General features: G+C 38.6%; 17 protein-coding genes. 9 read left to right on the forward strand and 8 right to left on the reverse strand.

All coding sequences use genetic code 11. From position 1 onward, the window contains the following. Positions 1–49: 49 nt before the first annotated feature. The 3 genes from ruvX to FBQ94_RS07975 are packed head-to-tail and all read right to left on the reverse strand — an operon-like array spanning position 50 to position 2033. On the reverse strand, positions 50–463 hold the full coding sequence (gene ruvX, locus FBQ94_RS07965; RefSeq protein WP_007221604.1) for a Holliday junction resolvase RuvX: 414 nt from the start codon (positions 461–463) through the stop codon (positions 50–52). A gap of 44 nt (positions 464–507) precedes the next feature. Beyond that, positions 508–1770: a haloacid dehalogenase-like hydrolase gene (locus FBQ94_RS07970; RefSeq protein WP_007221605.1), complete on the reverse strand. Its 1263-nt coding sequence runs from the start codon at positions 1768–1770 to the stop codon at positions 508–510. Between the two features lie 20 nt (positions 1771–1790). Further along, complete coding sequence (locus FBQ94_RS07975; RefSeq protein WP_007221606.1) at positions 1791–2033, reverse strand: YggT family protein; 243 nt, start codon at positions 2031–2033, stop codon at positions 1791–1793. Between the two features lie 246 nt (positions 2034–2279). On the opposite strand from FBQ94_RS07975, the gene hxlB reads away from it, so the two are divergent. Next, positions 2280–2858 (forward strand): 6-phospho-3-hexuloisomerase, encoded by a 579-nt coding sequence (gene hxlB, locus FBQ94_RS07980; protein WP_051006174.1) that lies wholly within the window; start codon positions 2280–2282, stop codon positions 2856–2858. A gap of 32 nt (positions 2859–2890) precedes the next feature. Here the strand turns inward: hxlB and FBQ94_RS07985 are convergent, their stop codons facing one another. The 5 genes from FBQ94_RS07985 to purN all read right to left on the reverse strand — a co-directional run bounded on the left by FBQ94_RS07985 (position 2891) and on the right by purN (position 8823). Further along, positions 2891–5590, reverse strand: coding sequence for an NAD(P)/FAD-dependent oxidoreductase (locus FBQ94_RS07985; protein WP_007221608.1), 2700 nt, complete (start codon positions 5588–5590; stop codon positions 2891–2893). 50 nt (positions 5591–5640) lie between these two features. Continuing rightward, on the reverse strand, positions 5641–5838 hold the full coding sequence (locus FBQ94_RS07990) for a hypothetical protein (RefSeq protein WP_007221609.1): 198 nt from the start codon (positions 5836–5838) through the stop codon (positions 5641–5643). Positions 5839–5884: 46 nt separating this feature from the next. Beyond that, on the reverse strand, positions 5885–6625 hold the full coding sequence (locus tag FBQ94_RS07995; RefSeq protein WP_007221610.1) for a tetratricopeptide repeat protein: 741 nt from the start codon (positions 6623–6625) through the stop codon (positions 5885–5887). Between the two features lie 97 nt (positions 6626–6722). Further along, complete coding sequence (locus FBQ94_RS08000; protein ID WP_007221611.1) at positions 6723–8009, reverse strand: M16 family metallopeptidase; 1287 nt, start codon at positions 8007–8009, stop codon at positions 6723–6725. Between the two features lie 187 nt (positions 8010–8196). Further along, complete coding sequence (gene purN / locus FBQ94_RS08005; RefSeq protein WP_007221612.1) at positions 8197–8823, reverse strand: phosphoribosylglycinamide formyltransferase; 627 nt, start codon at positions 8821–8823, stop codon at positions 8197–8199. A 137-nt stretch (positions 8824–8960) separates the two neighbouring features. Here purN and hemL point away from each other — a divergent pair, with 137 nt between their 5' ends. From hemL to atpA, 8 genes are all read left to right on the forward strand, one after another. Next, positions 8961–10253, forward strand: coding sequence for a glutamate-1-semialdehyde 2,1-aminomutase (hemL, locus tag FBQ94_RS08010; RefSeq protein ID WP_007221613.1), 1293 nt, complete (start codon positions 8961–8963; stop codon positions 10251–10253). Between the two features lie 92 nt (positions 10254–10345). Next, complete coding sequence (locus FBQ94_RS08015) at positions 10346–10639, forward strand: AtpZ/AtpI family protein (RefSeq protein ID WP_007221614.1); 294 nt, start codon at positions 10346–10348, stop codon at positions 10637–10639. Then, positions 10623–11078 carry an ATP synthase subunit I gene (locus FBQ94_RS08020; RefSeq protein WP_007221615.1) on the forward strand — a complete coding sequence of 152 codons (456 nt, stop codon included), beginning with the start codon at positions 10623–10625 and terminating at the stop codon, positions 11076–11078. Before FBQ94_RS08015 ends, FBQ94_RS08020 begins: the two co-directional genes overlap by 17 nt. A gap of 163 nt (positions 11079–11241) precedes the next feature. Then, positions 11242–12006: a F0F1 ATP synthase subunit A gene (gene atpB, locus FBQ94_RS08025; RefSeq protein WP_007221616.1), complete on the forward strand. Its 765-nt coding sequence runs from the start codon at positions 11242–11244 to the stop codon at positions 12004–12006. Positions 12007–12031: 25 nt separating this feature from the next. Continuing rightward, complete coding sequence (gene atpE, locus FBQ94_RS08030) at positions 12032–12304, forward strand: ATP synthase F0 subunit C (RefSeq protein WP_007221617.1); 273 nt, start codon at positions 12032–12034, stop codon at positions 12302–12304. A gap of 19 nt (positions 12305–12323) precedes the next feature. Continuing rightward, a complete protein-coding gene (gene atpF, locus FBQ94_RS08035) occupies positions 12324–12833 on the forward strand; it encodes a F0F1 ATP synthase subunit B (protein ID WP_007221618.1) in 510 nt (169 codons plus the stop codon). After that, positions 12823–13371 carry an ATP synthase F1 subunit delta gene (atpH, locus tag FBQ94_RS08040; protein WP_007221619.1) on the forward strand — a complete coding sequence of 183 codons (549 nt, stop codon included), beginning with the start codon at positions 12823–12825 and terminating at the stop codon, positions 13369–13371. The genes atpF and atpH overlap by 11 nt, the downstream gene beginning before the upstream one ends. 243 nt (positions 13372–13614) lie before the next feature. Beyond that, positions 13615–15129 carry a F0F1 ATP synthase subunit alpha gene (gene atpA, locus FBQ94_RS08045; RefSeq protein ID WP_007221620.1) on the forward strand — a complete coding sequence of 505 codons (1515 nt, stop codon included), beginning with the start codon at positions 13615–13617 and terminating at the stop codon, positions 15127–15129. The last annotated feature ends 2 nt before the right edge of the window (positions 15130–15131 follow it).

The following is a 15131-nucleotide window of genomic DNA, read 5'->3' on the forward strand; positions in this document are numbered from 1 at the left end:
GGGATGGTTACTCCTCCGTGTGCAAGCCAGCATTCTTCCATTGTTGATTTTATTTCTGAGTTCTCGCTAAATAGTTCTGTAATATGAACTGGGCGGCAATCATATCAATTCGTTCTTTTCTCTTCTTTCTCGATAGATCTCCTTCCAGCATAGCTTTATTTGCTCTAACAGTACTGAGCCTTTCATCGATAGTATGTATAGGGATTTGAACACGCTTCTTTAATAGTTCAACAAATGCCAGTACCGCATGTGCCTTGTCCCCTAACGTATTGTTCATATGTTTTGGTAAACCAACGACAACTTCTTCAACCTCCTTTTCCTGTATAATATTCAGTATTTTTTGCAGGTCTTCTTTTATCTGAGTACGTTCTATCGTTGTTAATCCTTGTGCGGTAATTCCAAGTGGGTCGCTTAACGCAACGCCAATTCGCTTTTCACCATAATCGATTCCCAGTATGCGCATAATGAAGAATACCTCGTGTTGTCACCCTGTAAAAGAGTAAAATGCTATGAATATCCGAGAGATAACAAGAGAAGTCCGGTACCAATGGGCATGAATAGATTATCTAACGACTTTAGCGGTAATGATTCTATCATACTTGAAATGAGCGCTATAAATAAAGCTACCGGAATTGGTAAATAGATATATCCACACAAAAAAGCCACAATCATAGCTGCGAAAGTGCCCTCAAGACTCTTCTTTTTGTTGTAAGGGATACGATGGACACCCAGACTCCTGCCAACTATGGTAGCAGCGGTATCGGCAAATGCTACAATCCATATAGCAATATTTGCAATCATAGCGGGAAAGAAATGTAAAGATAAAACCGCTCCCAGAATCAAAGTCACTGGTCCAAAAGCAAAATCTCGTTCTTCTACTTTACGAACACTGGATCTTGTTATTCTTCCCAAAAGTGGAAATGAGTACCCATTGATCCTTAGACATTCAGAAATCACATAAGCGCCTAACAAAGCAAGGAGTGTCATTTGGGTTGTATAGTAAATGAAATTGGAGAATATTGGCACGCATGCGATGAGGATATGGAGAAATTTTCTTCGAATTTCCTGATACCACGAATGAATAAATTGTTTCCGCATACCTGCAGACAGAGTTCCATAGGTATCTGCATCTGCTATATTCAAAATATCCAGAACCTCGGCAAGGTTTCTACTATCAATTAAGTAATTTGCCTTTTGCCGCACGGTGTAGTGGGCATTAACACCAATATTGATACTGGCTTTATTCATAATATTAAGATTATTACGGTCATCCACAAGAACAATAGTATTCTGCCATGTAAGGTTATTTTTGATTAATAACTCTTCAATGAGTTCTTTTTTACCGTGAGGTTGGGAAAGACGTCCAAATACATCGCCTGTTAATCGCCTGTTCTGTATACCGATTTCCACGCCGTATCCGTTATCTGCCGATAATCTTGTTGCAAGGTCTTTTACAAATAAATCAGGCACTCCACTGCTAACAAGAATTACATAATAGCCATGGCTGCGCAGCGTCTCAATCGTCTCTTGTGCATATTTTATTATCGTAATATTTTTGTAAACTGTTTGTGCAGATTCGAGGTCAATTCCTTTAAAACGCTCATATACCTTTTTGAGCAATTCCTGGATAGAGATTTTATTCATATTAAAGAGAAAACACAGGAGAACCGTCCGTATGTATACAAATATTCCTACATAACGCGCTAAGTGCAATAAAAATTGCCCTCTAAATAGCACACCGTCTACATCCATTACAATAATTTTTTTCATAAGTATATGTTCGTGGAAGATTAAAATAGTACCAATGCCATCCGTTTAACAACGCCTAAGGCAATAAATACAATTACCGGGGAGAAATCTATACCTCTGATGGGTGGGATGAGTTTTCGTACGGGATTCAATACGGGATCTGTGATTTTATAAAGAAATTGTATTGCCTGATTATAGGGGTTATGAGGCACCCACGATAATACAATTCTGATGAGTAATGCGATCTCATAAAGACTGATGAGTTTACCCAGAAAAACTCCCATATGAATACTCCTTTTTTAAACATATAAGCCGATATTTTAATGATTTAGAATACTGAAAATGAAAAAAATTTTAACACACCTTATACAAGAGAGCAACAAAAAATAAAATCTAAGGTTTTCACGTACCTCCCTGTACAAAGCTTTATTATTTTTGACGAGAATGTATGCTTACTTGAAATATACTATGCTGCATGGTAAAATTTTTGTAATTATTTACTTTAGATAAATTCCTTAAGGTCTGATAAATTGAAGATTCATGGTAACCCTCTTGGTATTAAAGCGACTACACAAATTATACTAGACGAAATCTATTCTGTATTGGAAAAGATCGATGAGAAGGCATATGAGCAGTTTGTTTTATCTATTCTTACTGCAAAAAGTATATTTGTTACAGGGCAAGGACGTTCAGGGCTGGTATCACGCACCTTTGCTATGAGACTTACCCATATTGGATTGCATGCTTATTGCGTTGGCGATGCTACAACACCCAATATCGATAAAGGAGATCTATTGATAGCCTGCAGCGGTTCTGGTAATACCCATATCACCGGTTATATTGCCGGATTGGCTAAGAAATCACATTCTACCATCATCGCTGTGACTTCCTGCAAAGACTCTTCACTTGCAAGGCAAGCGGATGTTATTATTGAATTACCGGTACAGGAAGTGAGCACCAATTATAAGAATAATGGATCTATTCAATTCCGGAGTACACTTTTTGAGCAGGCATGCCTTGTGTATTTAGATGGGGTTATTCTTTCTCTTCTTACCAGGCTGAACAGCTCTGAGAATGATATGCACAGGCGGCACTCCAACCTCGAGTAAACCTTATTTTATAAGTTTGCCCTATAAGCACATCAACGTATAACTAACTGCCTGCATTTATTATACATGCATTTTACAAACCTTTGAATGATTATCATAGTTATTTTTATAAAGAGTGTTACGCTTATACTATCCAGGAGTATCTCACGATACATTTTCTTACCCGATATACTATCGAATAATGCTTTTTTGCAGGATGGGTGGTTTTTTGCGATTTGAATAATAGGAGCGAGAAAACCGTAATAGGTTCCCCATATGACAAATTTCCTCGCCGCTTTTGCATACGGTATATCCCTCATGATTTCCTGAAAGTTGTCAGCATAGGTTTGAAACGCTTCTTTCGATATGCCCGCGTATATCATCGTTTCAGCAGCCGCAATTCCCATTAAGCAGGCGGCGTTGACTCCTTTGCCTTTAAATGGACGAATAAGGCCGGCTGCATCACCAATAGTAACATATCTGTTGCCGAAGAGGTTTTTGGCGGGTTTTATGGGAAAGCAACCACGATGGTAATCGAGTTTATCCAAAAATTCTCTGAAATTTTGAGGAAGTACCCCTAAAACATCGGGTAATCGAAGGAATTCATCCATAGACCTGGAAGAGATCTTTGCGCCAGCAATATTTATCGTATAGTGATCATCCTTGGGGGTAATTGCACCAAATTCTATATCTTTACGTGATGGCAAAAAGGCATGGATGTACCCATCTGTATCCTCCAGATCATGGTGTTTCCCTTTGGGATGGAATTTGGTTAGTATCGTTAAGAGAAATTTTGGTGATTTATATGGCGTTTCACTTTCAAATATGCGGTTTGTACCCTCCTCAAGTCCAAATGCGCCGACGATAACATCGGCCAAAACATGCTTTATCTCACTGTATACAATAACCTTATGCTGACCGATCTCCACATTGGTAGCTTTACCCCGAATAATCGTTACGCCGGCCTCTTTAGCCTTTTGTAAGAGATAAGCATCGAATTGAATCCTCCGCAAAGTATAAGAGACTTCTCCTTCACCATCAAGCTTGATAACCTGTCCATCGGTATGAAGGTAATAACCCGTCACCTTTCTTTTAACCAGATGCCAGGGAAAGGGAATCTCTAGTTTTTCTTCAATGATACGTTCTATAGGTTGAGAAAGGACACCAGCGCACTCGTTATGTTCAATGCCACCCTCAAAATCCTTTAGCTCATACAGGATAACCTCCAGATTAATATTTCGTTTTTTTGCGAGGTTCTTTAGGGTGATGGCGCAACTCGTGCCAGCAGGTCCGCCACCAATAATAACAACTGTTTGATTATTCTTTAACGGTCCTAGTTCCGATTCTTTCTGAGCTTTTTGTGTTTTATCATAGTTAAGATATATGCAGTTCTTTAAGGAAGCGTATACTTGTTTTATAGCGGCAGAAAGGATATAGGGAAACATGATGGCATGCAGGCGCAGGTTAATGGCTTTGAAGAAAATCTCCTTATAACTGGTATTGCCCGTAACCATATTCCATAAGATGGTATTAATTTGGATAGATTCCCACGCATTCTTATATTTATCAAGATGATCAATTTGCGCATTTACGAGTTGCTTGCTAGAGGTAGTGTAATCGTGGATGCTAAACATGAGATTACCAAAAAAATTATCCTGCGCCAAAAGTCTTAATGCGGGTTTGTAATATCCCGTTTTGAAATCTTTTTCGGAGATACCATATTTGAAAATGGTATTTGATGCTAACCTTGCTGTATCAAAGGCAGATCCGATGCCATTTTTATAGGTACGTGTAATGCTGGCGTCTCCTATAATAATAAGTCTGTTGGTATACGGATGGGGAGCATGAGAGACAGGTATTTTCGGAAAACAGATACAGAGACTTTTGGGCAACGACCATCCTTCTGGTAAAAGGCTGGATACTTTTGGATGCTCCAGGAATTCCATTAAATGTGCCTTTGTTATATCTTCTTTGCCAATAAGTGAAATGGTAACATAGTCTCCTTTCGGGATAAGAGCGGCAAATTTTATAGGTTTAATTCCTAAAGCAAACACATAAATGGTATTCCGAAAATTCTTTTGGATAAAAGAGCGCCCTAAGTGAAGCTCGGTATTGCAAGTTCTTACAGATTGTGGTTCCCGATACCCAAATTCCTTACCTACAATCCTCTTGATAAGGGATGTATTAAGACCAAATGCGCCTACAACAAGATGCGCAGTCATCTTTTTTCTTACACCTGCTTCACAGTAAACGATATTGATTAAGTCTTGTGGGTTTTTGGGCAATTCTATCTCTTCTACAATAGCAGGAATGACCTTTGCTCCTTGAGATGCTACCTGTTTCAGGAGAAAATCATCAAAACTGATATTGGTAGTTACGTTGGAGAACCGGGGACCGTTCCCACGGAAAATCGTTACAATCTTTGGTTTATGCCCCGGAATTGGATGATACAGTGGAATACCGCGTCCTTGTGTCTGAAAATAGTAGCCGTCTATTTCCTGTTGAACGCGCTCTTTTGGCAATACAATTCCCTCAGATTCCATCCTTTCGATAAGGGTTTCGGATAAGACTCCGGCACACATGTTACATCCGACCGGGCCCTTTTGAATAAAATCCCTTCCATCAAAGATGGTTAAAGTGACCTTATATCCATATTCTTTTGCAAGCTTTAACGCAAAATGAGTGAAGAAACTCCCTGCCGGCCCACCGCCTATGACCACAATGCTTGAAGTATCTTTTAAAGAAAGTTTCATGTATATATTTACGTGTATATTTGTTAATAGTACTATTCAGAAAGGCGTATTCACATCGGTTTTTCACGCTCTTCTAAATATTTTTTAATTGCTAATTGTGCGATAGCAAACTCCTCGATTTTTCTTACCCTATGCAATACATGATGCCATTCTTCTGTGGAGCCATGAGGACCGTCTTCTTTGATCTTTTTTTCCAGTTTTTTTAAATCCATTTCCAATAAATCAAGCCTGCTTTTAAGGTCTTTCATTGTGTTCTCCATTTTTATATCTTTTGGTTCTTTGGTGGTAAAAGTATTATTTTTTTATAGGTTTATCGTAGGTATGATACAGAGAAAATTCATCTTTTGCTTTATCCGTCCAACCTTTTGCCGTATAAGCAATGCCGAGCTTCTGATGAATTTCCTTATCTTTTGGCTTATAGGCCAGGGCCTTAGTAAATTCATTGATTGCATCATCAATCAGTCCATTGGAAAAGTAAGAAAATCCAAGGTTGTAATGAATGTATGTCCGTTGTTTTGTCTTATTTTCAGGGATAAGTTCCAAAGATTTTTGATATTCTGCAATAGCTTCTCTATGTAATCCCTTACATCGATAAGCGTAGCCTAGATTATAGTGGGCCTCTGCTGAATTTGGGTTTTGAATAATGGCTGTTTGAAAGGCGCTGATAGCTTCATCTCGCATACCCATATCCCGGTATAAAAGCCCTTGATAGTAATAAACATCAGGGTAATTTTTATCCCGTTCCAATAGTTTGTTATATGCCGTCAGGGCATCTCCATAGTTACCCTGATTTCCGGCATCAAGCGCAAAATTGAATAAATCATTGTTTTCCATGGATTCCAGTTTATTATCGACCTCTTTTCTATCAAGGGGGGAGGTGTCTAAACCGGATGCCCCCTGTTTCAAGGTATCATCGTTCATGCTGCTATTGGGTTTATAAACAATTCCTACCTTGGTATGCGGGGTATCATTTTTGCTGCAACTAAGGGTAAAAATTACAAGAAGATGTAAGAGGGTTATGATACAGCTTTTCATGGTAAAACCTTTCTAAAAAGAATTATCATACGTTTCCATATATTTCGATAGAATATCAGATTAAAGGGTCTGTAGAGAATTTACAAAAGCGAAGAAATTATGTAAGCATCGTAATGGTATGTTTCTTGTTCGACAAACTATAAGCGCCCACAACGATAAAATTGCGCTTTTCAGGTACAAAAATTTCAGAAATAACTTTGCGCACATCTTCTAATCGAATATCATGAATTTTCTGGGTTTGTTTTTCGGGTGTATCAGGTATTTCTGGAGTAATTAACAGTTCTTCAATGCCAAACCAGTTAGCCATCGCGAGCGGACTATCCATAATAAGCTGCATCTGACTGAACACCCGCTCCTCTGTCCTTTTGAGTTCCTGCTCGGTTATTCCCTCACAAGAAAGTTTGTGGACTTCATTCATGACGGCCTGTGCTGTTTTCTCAAAATTTTCCTTTTTTGTAGATGTGTAGATATCAATAGACCCTACATCAGAGAACATCGTAGGGTAGCAGGCTATTTCGTAAACGAGGCCTAATCTCTCACGGAGATTGATTGATAATCTTGAACTAATGCCTCCTCCCAGAACATCTGCAATGAGAAGCATGATAATGACATTTTTGTGCTTATACGGGTACGCCTTATGACAAAGTTTAAAACTGGTGGTTTGAGAAGGAGATTTTTTAAATAAATATTTCGGCTTTGTTTGCTTGGTTCTGAGAGGTGGTTTTTGTCCGGTAAACTTACCTTGTAGATTCCCGTACACTCCATATATGTAATGGACGACTTGTTCTTTCTTGAAGTTCCCACTGATACAGAGAACCATATTATCTGGAACAAAGAATTGCTTATAGTATGCTGTTAGGTCTTCGGCGGTTAAGGATGCGATGGTTTTTTCATCTCCGAATAAAGGTATCTCTGTTGAACCATTCTTCCACATGAGACAATAGGACATATCGTCAATGCATACATAATCTCCTTTTACATCTACAAATTGTTTCATTTCTTCGCGGAGGATGCATTTTTCTATCTCGATATCTTCCGGTTTAAAATTTCCTCCCAGGATAATGTCGCCTAATATCTGTAATCCCTGTTCGATGTGTTTGTTATGTACCTGAATAGTTACGGCAGAATACTCCGGAGATGTGTAAGCATCATTTTCTCCACCGATACTATCAATAGCTTGAAGCAACTCGAAAGAATTTTTAAAACGTCTCGTTCCCCGGAAAAGCATATGTTCAAGGAAATGCGAGATACCCGTCTTCTTTTCTTCCTCATATCGGGACCCTACGCTGATATAGGCAGACATAACCACGGAGTGGATATAAGGCATCTCTATATAAATTACACGTAGTCCGTTTGGTAAAATCTCTTTACTATATATATACATTATGTAAATTATGCCTCAATGTGTAGCTTGCATCTATCTCCCGGAGGAGCACATATAAATCCAAAATTCACGTGTTGTATCCTGGATAAATATAAATAGTAAGATCTTAAATCGAACGTAAGTTCCTCCCAATCAAATTGCCCGGTATTTAAAATTTTACGTATTGGATTTTATTGTAATTTCACTGCTAAGAGTTTAGTATCTTTACCTTTCTGCCCTCTATCCGTAATCGTCCTGCAGCAAACAGGCGTATTGCTTCGGGATATGCCATACATTCTTCTCCGAATACCCGGGCAGCAAGAGTATCAGGCGTATCTTCAAAAAATACAGGAACAGCCCTTTGGATGATAATAGGTCCGGTATCGTAAGTATTATCAGCAAAGTGTACGGTGCATCCGGAAATTTTTACTCCATAGTCAATGGCGGCCTTATGAACCTTATGACCATAATACTGTCGACCGCAAAAGGCGGGGATGAGGCCGGGATGAATATTCATAACCTTTCCCTGGTATTTCTCAGGAATCTTATAGAGATGGATAAAACCTGCAAGGGTAATTAAATCAATAGCATACTTATCTAATTCCGTACTGAGAGCATTACTAAAAGAATCAACATCTTTATAATTTACATAAGGAATGACTGCTGTAGGGATATTATATCTTTTCGCACGGTCTAAACCCGCAACATCCGGCTTACTGCTTATTACAACCTCAATGTGGGCATTAAGTTTTTCTGTTTTTATCTGGTCTATAAAATTCTGAAGAGTGTTACCACTACCAGAAATTAGCACCCCTAAATTGATTTTTTTGTTCATAGAAAAGGCAAATGAAAATTTATGAAATATATTGACAAAAAAATTAATGTTTGCTAAGATGGCGATCTTTGTGGTACTAGAAGTATCTTCTGGACTTAGAACTCTACTTACATAAATAATAAGAATAAAAATTCTCTATGTCAAAAAGAATTACCGAAAAATCAGAAAAGACATTTGCTGAAGCGCAAAAATTTATACCCGGAGGAGTTAATAGCCCTGTTAGGGCATTTGGTGCAGTAGGAGGAACTCCTCTATTTATAAAATCCGGAACAGGTTGTTATCTGAATGATATTGATGGCAATGCTTACGTGGACTATATAGGCTCATGGGGGCCACTCATATTGGGGCATGCCGATCCCAGGATTGTAAAAAGGATTCATGCGGCAGTTTCCAATGGAACCAGTTACGGAGCCCCAACCGAGCAAGAGGTAAGGTTAGCGCAACTCATTAAAGAAGCTATGCCTTCTCTGGAAAAGATAAGAATGGTTAATTCTGGTACAGAAGCCACAATGAGTGCTATTCGCCTGGCGAGAGGATTTACCAAACGGGATGCGGTGATTAAATTCGATGGCTGTTACCATGGGCATGTGGATAGTTTGCTTATCCAGGCAGGTTCGGGCGCCACGACATTGGGAACGCCCACGAGTCCAGGTGTTCCTCAAGATTTTGTTAAACATACAATATCTCTTCCCTATAATGATATAGACGCAGTGAATGATGTTTGTCTCAAGCGCGGGAAGGAAATTGCCTGTATTATTGTTGAAGCGGTTGCTGGAAATATGGGTGTAGTGCTTCCTCAAAAAAATTATTTAGAGGGATTGAGAGAAATAACCAAGAAGTATGGTATTGTGCTTATATTTGATGAGGTAATGACCGGTTTCAGGGTTGCGCATGGCGGTGTGCAGTCGCTTTACCATATTACTCCTGATTTAACAACCCTGGGCAAGATTATTGGTGGGGGTCTTCCGGTCGGCGCATATGGTGGCAAGAGGGAAATTATGGACACTATATCACCTATGGGTGCTGTATATCAAGCCGGTACGCTATCGGGCAATCCTGTAGCTATGACTGCTGGTATTGCTACATTAGAAATACTTAAAGATACTACTATTTATAAAGGATTAGAAGAGAAATCTCATCGATTGGCCGTAGGTATGGAAAAAGTATGTAAAGATGCTAAAATACCTGCTTACCATACACGTATAGGATCAATGTTATGTACGTTTTTTACAGACCAGCCAGTGACGGATTATACCACGGCCAAGAAATGTAATACAGAGCGATATGCAAAGTTCTTTCACGGTATGTTAGAAAAAGGTTTCTATTTTGCTCCATCTCAGTTTGAGGCAATTTTCGTATCAACATGCCATGGTGAAAAAGAAATTGATGCAACGATCGATGCTTTTAAGGAGGTAGTAAAAAGTTTTTAAACGAAGATCTGAAGGGCTATGTTCATTTCAAAATTCGTAGATAGTGTTTCTTTTTGTTGAAAGTTGATTTTCCTAATCGAACAAGCCTCGATATGGATTTTTGTATAGAGGGAAATAGATTGCCTCTTGTCAAGAAAGATAAAAATGGTAAAGATAATGAAACGTATCGTGTTATAGGATTAGTTGGGAGCTTTGGTTTCACGACTGCTGGCGCTATAGCAGGGGGATATTTTCTTGGCGGCTATTTAGATAAAAGATTTGACACCTCTCCGTGGTTTATGATGTCATTCATTATATTAGGAGTTATTGGAAGTTTTATAGAATTTTTTAAGCTAGTAAAGAAATTATTAGAAGAAAATAATAAAAACCATGATAATAGAGGATAAAGAAAAATCTCTTTTGTTTTTTGATGAGGGGTTTCCCGATAGGGTGCTTAAAACTTCTTTTTTTCTGTCACTCTTACTCGTTGTTTGCTCATTATCTTATATGTCTTTTATAGTAACTGTAAGTGTTGCTGTCGGTTGTTTTATAAGCTTAATTCTCTATAAGGTATTGTGGTGGACGATACGGCATACGATACGACATGCAATACAGCATAAGAGCTCTGAGATTAAGAAATTTCTCTTAAAAATAAACATCTTAAAGTATTTTATTCTAGGTGCACTATTACTTTCGATTAGCTTATTTCTGGATGTTGATGTAATTGCTATGATGATTGGTCTCAGTGTAGTCATAGCAGTGATTATTATGAAAATTGGCAGTAAAGTACTGGTAAATTATATGAATAAGTCGGTTAAGGTCCCTTATAAAGATATGAATTTATAATTTTTGTAATGGCTCCAATCGCCACGCTATAAAAAGGTTAAACTGAGATATAGTTAAGCGATAAATCTTGCAATTGAATATTTTATCCTTTGTAATGAGAAGTGTGCTATGGAAGAGTTATTATGTTTTTCAACTAATTTATATGTAAGAAAGGGGTTAGTCTGTGTCTGGTGCAGGTGATGGAGGCGAAAAAACAACTGAATTACCATCGTTTGTAGATTTAGTGCCTATCGATGCCCATAGTCATTTTTTAGGATTAACGAAGCACGAGTGGGTACCTATAATAATGTCGGCAACGATAATTATTTTTTTGACATTATTTTCTATGCTTGCAACGAGAAAGTTGCGAAAAACCCCTGGTAAGCTTCAGGCTTTTTTAGAAATCCTTGTGGAAGGGCTTGAAAATTTTACCAGATCACAGATGGGAAGAGCTGCAGGGCCTTTTATTCCGTTTATTGGGACGTTGTTTATCTATATTTTTGCCATGAATATGCTAGGGCAAATCCCCCTGTTTCACTCACCAACGAGTAATTTTAATACTACTATTGCTTTAACATTAATCGTTTTTTTTGTTACGCACTACCAGGGAGTGAAAAACAATGGCGTTGTAGGGTATCTTAAGCATATGGCAGGAAAGCCAATTTGGCTTGCCCCACTCGTTTTTCCTTTACATTTAATGCAAGAATTGCTTTCACGTCCATTATCTTTATCTATGCGTTTGTTTGGTAATGTTATGGGAGAAGATACAATTATTGCAATATTTATAGGAATTTCTCCGTTTCTCCTGGGTTACATCCCTTTACCAATGCATCTACCGATGGTTTTTCTTGCCTTACTGGGCAGTACAATACAAGCAATGATTTTTTCATTATTGGCAAGTTTTTATATAGCGGGTGCAATTGGCATCCATGAAGAAGAGCATCATTAACATTTTTTAAGAAGGAGGAGGTACCGTGGTTTATTTTGCAGTATTAGCAGTATCAGTGGCTTTGATAGCAATCGCAGCTTTTGGTTGTGCTATTGGACAAGGTATGGCAGTTTATGGTGCGACAACCAGCATAGCAAGGCAGCCTGAAACGGCAGGTAAAATACAGCTTGTTATGTTTGTTGGTCTGGCCTTTATTGAATCATTAACAATCTATTCCTTGATGATGTCCTTTATGCTTCTTGGAAAATTACCAAAGACAGAGGCAGTTCTTGAATTAATTCAACACGCAGTGAAATAAGTGTTAGGAGGGAATCTCATTGGATATTTTGAATACCCTGGGAATCAATTTTAAATCTATTATTATCCAGGGAACTGGTTTTTTAATACTGCTCTTTGTTCTTAAGAAATTTCTTTTTGGTAAGATATCAGCTGTAATAAAAGCCCGAACGGATGAAGTAAGAAACACCTACGAGAGGATTGAAAAAGACAGAGCAGAGGCAGAAACTGTTAAGTTGGAGTATCAAAGGAAGCTTTCTGAGGCAGAGGCTGATGCTGCCAGGCGGATTCAGGAAGCTATAAATGAGGGTAATCGTATTAGCGAAGAAATTATTAAACGTGCTAAGGAAGAGGTTGAACTAGTCAGGATAAAGGCGCAAGAAGGGATTGAACAAGAGCGGAAGAAAGCTCTGACAGAAATAAGAAATCAGGTAGTGACTCTTTCCATTTTAGCTTCTTCCAGAATAATTAAGCAGTCGATAAGTCCACAGACAGCTGAAGAGCTTGTTGACGGCTTTATTGAAGAAATAGGGGAATTGCGTGTTAGATAAAAGTGCTGCAATTGCATTTGTTAATGCCCTTTTAGAGGTAGCTTTAAAGAAGGGAAATTTTGAGCAAATTGAGAAAGAACTGGATTTGGTTTCTGATGTAATCACAAGACACGATAACCTTAAAAAGATATTGTTTCATCCATCGATCCCAAGAAACGAGAAGAAGGATTTAATCAAGAATGTGTTTGGTGGATCTGTCTCAGATCTCATGAAGAATTTTTTGTATTTATTAGTGGATCGGAGAAAGATAGGCCTTCTGGAATTTATTCCTGAGGTATATAAAACGGTTGCGAGTGAAAAGAAAGGAATCGTAAAAGCCAGAGTGCAGACAGTCATACCTCTGGCAGGAGAACGGCTAGACAACTTCAAAAAGCAGCTCAGTAAACTTACTGGTAAAACAGTTGAGGTTGAAGTTGTTCATAATCCAGATATTTTGGGAGGTATGATAATCCAAATTGGTAATAAAATGATTGATGGAAGTGTTGTGAGCAAATTAAAAAATCTCAAAACCAAATTACTATCGCTGCGAACAGCGTAGTATAGTTTCAGTATTTTCTAAACATGGAATAAAGCATCAAGTCCGATTTACAGATGCTTTTAGTAGCCCCGGAGCTTGGTGAATAGTACAATTTGTGGCAGGAGTAGCTCCTGCCACATAACTTGAAATTGAGGAATTTGATCATGGAGATTCTTTTGTATTTATCGCTTTTCACATGATTTGTTATTATAATTATGTAAGCGAAGAAAAGGGTCTAAATTATTTACGATAGGAGTGGGGGATATGGCATTAGCATCCACGGATATTACTTCAATCCTAAAAAAGGAAATTGAAGGTTATGAGGAAAAACTAAAATTAGAAAATGTCGGATATGTTATGCAGGTAGGGGATGGTGTTGCACGTATTTACGGCTTGGATGATTGTTTGTCCAGTGAGTTATTGGAATTTCCTGAAAATGTGTACGGCATTGCTATGAACCTGGAGGAGGATAATGTTGGCGCCATCCTGCTGGGTTCCGATGAAAAAATTAAAGAGGGTGATGTAGTAAAGACTACCGGCAAGATCGTACAGGTGCCTGTTGGTAAGGCATTATTGGGCCGTGTAGTAAATGCTTTAGGTCAACCTATTGATGGTAAGGGGCCTATAGCCACTGAGCATTTTAGACCTATCGAAAGCTCTTCTCCCAACGTGGTTGAAAGGCAACCGGTAAAAGAGCCGCTCCAAACTGGTATTAAAGCAATTGATGCAATGATACCGATTGGTAGAGGTCAGCGTGAACTTATTATTGGCGATAGACAGACAGGTAAAACTGCTATTCTCATTGATACGATAATCAATCAGCGAGAATCCGGTGTTTACTGTATTTATGTGGCGATCGGTCAGAAGATGTCTACTGTTGCTGATGTTGTTAAGACATTGGAAGATCATAAGGTGATGGATATAAGTATCGTTGTTGTAGCCTCTGCATCTGATCCTGCCCCGCTTCAATATATTGCGCCGTATGCTGGCTGCGCTATGGGAGAGTATTTCAGAGATAATGGTATGCATGCCGTGGCTATGTATGATGATCTTTATAAGCATGCTATTGCTTATCGGCAGATTTCTCTGTTATTACGGCGCCCACCTGGACGCGAAGCTTTTCCCGGTGATATATTTAACCTCCATTCACGGTTACTGGAGAGGGCAGCAAAACTGAACAGCGATCTCGGTGGAGGTTCGTTAACTGCGCTTCCTGTTGTGGAAACGCAAGCAGGGGACTATTCAGCTTATATTCCAACCAATGTTATTTCTATTACAGACGGTCAGATCTACTTAGAAAGTGATTTGTTTAATGCAGGTATACGTCCTGCTATCTCAGTAGGGTTATCAGTGTCCAGGGTTGGTGGAAACGCCCAAATTCCTGCAATGAAGAAGGTTGCCGGAACGTTACGTTTGACCTTGGCACAGTATAGAGAATTGGCCTCCTTTGCACAGTTTGGTTCTGAATTGGATAAATTTACTCAGGCGCAATTAGCCAAAGGTAGCAGACTCGTAGAGATTTTAAAACAGCCGCAATATTCTCCTGTACCGGTAGAAGAACAAATCATGGCAATTTTTGCTGGTATTAACGGATATCTGGATGATATTGCCGTAGATAAGGTTCGTTCTTTTGAAAGAGAGTTTTTGAAGTTTATGAGAGAAAAATATGCTTCTATTGGTATTGAGATTAAAGAGAAGAAAAAACTCGACCAGGAACTGATACCGAAATTAGAGAATGCGATCAAGGAATTCAAACAAAACTTTGTAAAGAAGGGCTAAGA

The sequence above is a fragment of the Candidatus Jettenia sp. AMX1 genome, assembly GCF_030263775.1.
GTDB classification, from domain to species: Bacteria; Planctomycetota; Brocadiia; order Brocadiales; family Brocadiaceae; genus Jettenia; species Jettenia caeni.

Coding starts and splice junctions, on each gene's coding strand:
- ruvX (WP_007221604.1), bottom strand. CDS start 463: ATGCGCATACTGGGAATCGATTATGGTGAAAAGCGAATTGGCGTTGCG.
- FBQ94_RS07970 (WP_007221605.1), bottom strand. CDS start 1,770: ATGAAAAAAATTATTGTAATGGATGTAGACGGTGTGCTATTTAGAGGG.
- FBQ94_RS07975 (WP_007221606.1), bottom strand. CDS start 2,033: ATGGGAGTTTTTCTGGGTAAACTCATCAGTCTTTATGAGATCGCATTA.
- FBQ94_RS07985 (WP_007221608.1), bottom strand. CDS start 5,590: ATGAAACTTTCTTTAAAAGATACTTCAAGCATTGTGGTCATAGGCGGT.
- FBQ94_RS07990 (WP_007221609.1), bottom strand. CDS start 5,838: ATGAAAGACCTTAAAAGCAGGCTTGATTTATTGGAAATGGATTTAAAA.
- FBQ94_RS07995 (WP_007221610.1), bottom strand. CDS start 6,625: ATGAAAAGCTGTATCATAACCCTCTTACATCTTCTTGTAATTTTTACC.
- FBQ94_RS08000 (WP_007221611.1), bottom strand. CDS start 8,009: ATGTATATATATAGTAAAGAGATTTTACCAAACGGACTACGTGTAATT.
- purN (WP_007221612.1), bottom strand. CDS start 8,823: ATGAACAAAAAAATCAATTTAGGGGTGCTAATTTCTGGTAGTGGTAAC.
- hemL (WP_007221613.1), top strand. CDS start 8,961: ATGTCAAAAAGAATTACCGAAAAATCAGAAAAGACATTTGCTGAAGCG.
- FBQ94_RS08015 (WP_007221614.1), top strand. CDS start 10,346: ATGGATTTTTGTATAGAGGGAAATAGATTGCCTCTTGTCAAGAAAGAT.
- FBQ94_RS08020 (WP_007221615.1), top strand. CDS start 10,623: ATGATAATAGAGGATAAAGAAAAATCTCTTTTGTTTTTTGATGAGGGG.
- atpA (WP_007221620.1), top strand. CDS start 13,615: ATGGCATTAGCATCCACGGATATTACTTCAATCCTAAAAAAGGAAATT.